Raw genomic sequence first — 3,894 nt, 5'->3', positions numbered from 1 at the left:
ACCGGGCCGCCGGGGGCGGAGGAGGGGGCGGTGTCGTGCGGGTACGGGCCGCCGAGCGGATCGTTCAGCGGGTCCGGGCGCGACGGGCCGCCGGTCCGGGAACCGCTCGCGCCGCTCGGAGCGGCGGAGGCGCTCGACGACGAGGAGGAGCGGTTGCTCCGGCGGGAGCTGGATCGCGGGGTGCGGCCGTCGCCGAAGGCGCCGGGGGTCGGCGCGGCGAAGGTGACGGTCTTCTGCTCGGCCAGGGAGGCGGCGCTGGGGGCCGGGTTCGGCTGGACGGGTTCGACCAGGTCGCTGAGGCCCGAGGGCAGGGAGGCCGAGGCGATGGCGGGAGCAGTGGTGGGAGTGGGAGCGGCCGGAGCCGGCGGGACCGGCGCGGCCTGGCCGGGGCGGGACCTGTTCGGCAGGGGGGCCTGCACGGTCACCGCGTCGGCGTCGACCTCCGGGCGGTCGGGCTGCTCGACGGGGCGGCTGGCGCCCATCTTGGCTCCGAGGGAGCCGCCGAAGCCGCCGTCGTCCGCCTGGAGCCGCGTCCAGTAGTCGTCGTCGTAGTCGTCGGGCTCGCCGAACTCGTTCACGCCGCGTTTGCCGCGGGCGCCCGTCGGACGCGGCGGACGGGGTTTGGGCTCGTCGAACGGCGAGAGGTCCGGCGTGAAGTGGTCCATCTTGGGTTCGCGGGTCGCGAAGTCGTCGATGGACCGGGTAGGAGTCGAGGCCTCCTTCTCGGCCATCTCCCGCAGGCGCTCCGCGGGGAGCGCGCTCTCCCTGCGGTTCATCGACCGCATTCCCATGGCCACGACGACCAGCACGAGGAGCACGACGGCCACCAGGCCCACTATGACCAGGAACATTGCACCACCTTCAAGGCCATGGCCTCCCAGCGGCGCCGGTGAGGTCGCGCGGCCATCGACGCGACCTGCCCCCTGTGATCACCTGCGCTCGGACATTGGATCTGATTGTGTCGGACCACTATGAGCGTTGTCACACCCTAAGTGAAGAATCGGTAACCATTACTACCTCCGGTGTTTAGCTCGTCACTCGATGTGCGTCGTGGTCAGCCGTCCCCAGGCGATCGTCTTGTCCGCGATGCTCTTCAGGGTCTCGGAGAGGGGGGCACCCTTCGCGAGCTCGACCTTCCCGTTGAGCGCGTAGACAGTGAAACGATAGTTCTCCTGAGGCAGGCACGGAGGCGCATAGCCCACTTTGCCGTTGGTCGTGCTGCCCTCCACGGCTCCGGGGGGGAGCGTGCTCTCGGCCAGCTCGTTCGTGGGGGGTTCGATGTCGAACACCACCCAGTGCACTTCGGCGCCGGCCTCGGCGTTGTTGTTGTCGACCACGATCGCCACGGACTTCGCTCCGTCCGGCACCCGAGACCAGCGCAGGGGCGGGTTGCCGACCGAGCCGCGGCAGGAGTAGTCGGACGGCAGGGGGCCACCGTCCCGCAGCGTGGGGCTTGAGACGCTGAGCGGTTCCAGCTGGAGCCGCTCGGCGGAGGCGGCGCTGCCGACCATGCCGCAACCGGAGGAGACGACGACGAGCGCCGCGGACACCGTCGTCATGACGGTCCGGCGCGCGCGCGTAGACGTGTTCGACTTCCCCATGCCCGATGATGCTACGCGGATCTGGAAGGTGCACCGACCGGATCGCGAGGTTCCGCGGCGCGGAAACGCCCCGGAATCGGACAGAATCAATGGATGGACGGGGTGAGGGGGAGCATCGAGGTGAATTTCGCCGTCCTCGGGCCTCTGGAGGTCCGCCGCCGCGGCGAGACCGTGGAGGTCACCGGTCGGCGCCTGCGGACCCTCCTCTGCCTGCTGGTCCTCGACGCCGGGCGGACCGTGCCGACGGACCGGCTGATCGCGGGGGTCTGGAGGGACCGGCCTCCGGCCGCGGTGGCGAACGCGCTGCAGGCGCTGGTCTCCCGTCTCCGCACGGCGCTGGGCGACCAGCGGGGTCTCGTCGAGGCCACGGCGACCGGCTACCGGCTGGCCGTCGGCCTCGACCAGGTGGACGCGCACCGCTTCGCCCGGCTGGCCGCCGAGGGCCGGGCCGCCCTCGCTGCGGGTTCCCCGGCGGAGGCGGCGGTCACGCTCCGCGCCGCGCTGGAGCTGTGGCGGGGATCGGCCCTGGCGGACCTGGACGGCGACGAGATCGCCGCCTCCGCCCTCGCCCGGGTGGAGGCCCTGCGCCTGGCCGCGCTGGAGGACCGGATCGAGGCCGACCTGCTGCTCGGCCGGGAGGCCGACCTGACCGCCGAACTGCCCGCGCTGATCGCCGCCCATCCGTTCCATGAGCGGTTACGCGGTCAGTTCATGCGCGCGCTGTACGACTCGGGCCGCCGGGCCGAGGCGCTGGCCGCGTTCGAGGACGCCCGCGCGGTCTTCGCCGAGGAACTGGGCGCCGACCCCTCGCCCGAGCTGGCGGGGCTCCACCTGTCCATGCTGCGCGGGGAACCGGCCGACGAGCGGGAGCGCACGCCGGTTCCCGCGGGCTCCCCCGTGCCCGCCCACGGGCTCGTTCCGGTGCCCGCTCCAGCGCCGGGACCGGCGGGGTCCCCGCGCCGGGGCAACCTGCGGGCCAGGCTCACCAGCTTCGTCGGGCGGGAGCGCGACGTGCTCCGCACGGCGGAGCTCCTCGCCCGGCACCGGCTGGTCACCCTGCTCGGCCCCGGCGGTGCGGGGAAGAGCAGGCTGGCGGTCGAGACGGCCGAGACGGTGGCCGACGGGCTGGCGGACGGGGTGTGGCTGGTGGAGCTCGCCCCGGTGGCGGATCCCGCAGAGGTGCCGCAGACCGTGTTCTCGGCGTTCTCGGCGCTGGAACTGCGCGACGGCCCGCTCGTGCGGCCCGGCCCCTTCCCCCCCGTCGGCCCGCGACCCGCTCTCCCGCCTGCTCTCGGCCCTGGCGGAGAAGCGGCTGCTGATCGTCCTGGACAACTGCGAGCACCTGGTCGAGGCGGCGGCGCGGCTCGCCGACCGCGTGCTCGCCGGCTGCCCCGGCGTGCGGGTCCTGGCCACGAGTCGCGAGCCTCTCGGCATCACCGGCGAGCTGACCTGGCCGGTACCGCCGCTGGAGCTCCCGCCGCCGGTCAGCGGTCCGGCCGACGGCCCGGACGGTGCCGCCGCGCTGGACTATCCGGCGGTCCGCCTGTTCGCCGAGCGCGCCGCGGCGGTCCGCCCCGGCTACCGGCCCGCGGCGGAGGCCGAGGCGGTGGTGCGGATCTGCCGTGAGCTCGACGGCATGCCGCTCGCCATCGAGCTGGCCGCGGCCCGCCTCCGCTCCCTGTCCGCCGGGCAGATCGCCCACCGCCTCGACGACCGGTTCCGCCTCCTGACCGGCGGCAGCCGTACGGCGCTGCCCCGGCACCAGACGTTGCGCGCGGTGGTGGAGTGGAGCTGGGACCTGCTGGACGAGCAGGAGCGGACGATGCTCCGCCGCCTGTCCGTCTTCGCCGGGGGCATCGCCCTGGAGGCCGCCGAGTGGATCTGCGCCGGGCAGGGGCTGCCGCGGGGCGACGTGCTCGACGTGCTGGCCCGCCTGGTCGACAAATCGCTGGTGACGGTGGCGGACCACGACCCCGTGCCCCGTTACCGGATGCTGGAGACCATCCGCGTGTACGCCGCCGAGCGGCTGGCGGCCTCGGGCGAGCAGGAACGGCTGCGGCTGGCGCACGCGGTCCACTTCACCGAGCTGGCGGAGGAGGCCGATCCGGGGCTCCGCGACCGGCGGCAGGCGGCCTGCCTCGCCGAGATGGCGCGCGAGCACGACAACCTGTCGGCGGCGCTGCGCTGGGCCGTCGAGCAGGACCGCGTCGACCTGGCGCTGCGGCTGGTCGGCGCGCTGGGCTGGTATTGGTGGCTGAGCGGCCACCGGACCGAGGGCGCCCACCGGGCCGCG

Annotated in this window: 4 protein-coding genes; 2 read left to right on the top strand and 2 right to left on the bottom strand. The window is 74.2% G+C overall.

Going from position 1 to position 3,894, the window contains the following annotated elements:
* Together ACWJ6R_RS31875 and ACWJ6R_RS31870 are read right to left on the bottom strand one after the other, a co-directional pair.
* Positions 1 to 851, bottom strand: an 851-nt coding sequence (locus ACWJ6R_RS31875) for a hypothetical protein (RefSeq protein WP_449065776.1), incomplete at its 3' end; no start/stop codon positions are given.
* 183 nt (positions 852 to 1,034) lie between these two features.
* Positions 1,035 to 1,601 (bottom strand): YbhB/YbcL family Raf kinase inhibitor-like protein, encoded by a 567-nt coding sequence (locus ACWJ6R_RS31870; RefSeq protein ID WP_449065775.1) that lies wholly within the window; start codon positions 1,599 to 1,601, stop codon positions 1,035 to 1,037.
* Positions 1,602 to 1,694: 93 nt separating this feature from the next.
* Here ACWJ6R_RS31870 and ACWJ6R_RS31865 point away from each other — a divergent pair, with 93 nt between their 5' ends.
* Both ACWJ6R_RS31865 and ACWJ6R_RS31860 read left to right on the top strand, forming a co-directional pair.
* Positions 1,695 to 3,227: a BTAD domain-containing putative transcriptional regulator gene (locus ACWJ6R_RS31865; RefSeq protein ID WP_449065774.1), complete on the top strand. Its 1,533-nt coding sequence runs from the start codon at positions 1,695 to 1,697 to the stop codon at positions 3,225 to 3,227.
* Positions 3,208 to 3,894: ATP-binding protein (locus ACWJ6R_RS31860; protein ID WP_449065773.1), on the top strand; the 687-nt coding region annotated here is incomplete at its 3' end. The genes ACWJ6R_RS31865 and ACWJ6R_RS31860, both read left to right, overlap by 20 nt.

The organism is Planomonospora algeriensis (assembly GCF_977012225.1).
Note: the sequence above shows the minus strand (reverse complement) of the source record. Positions and strands in the feature narration are given on the sequence as shown.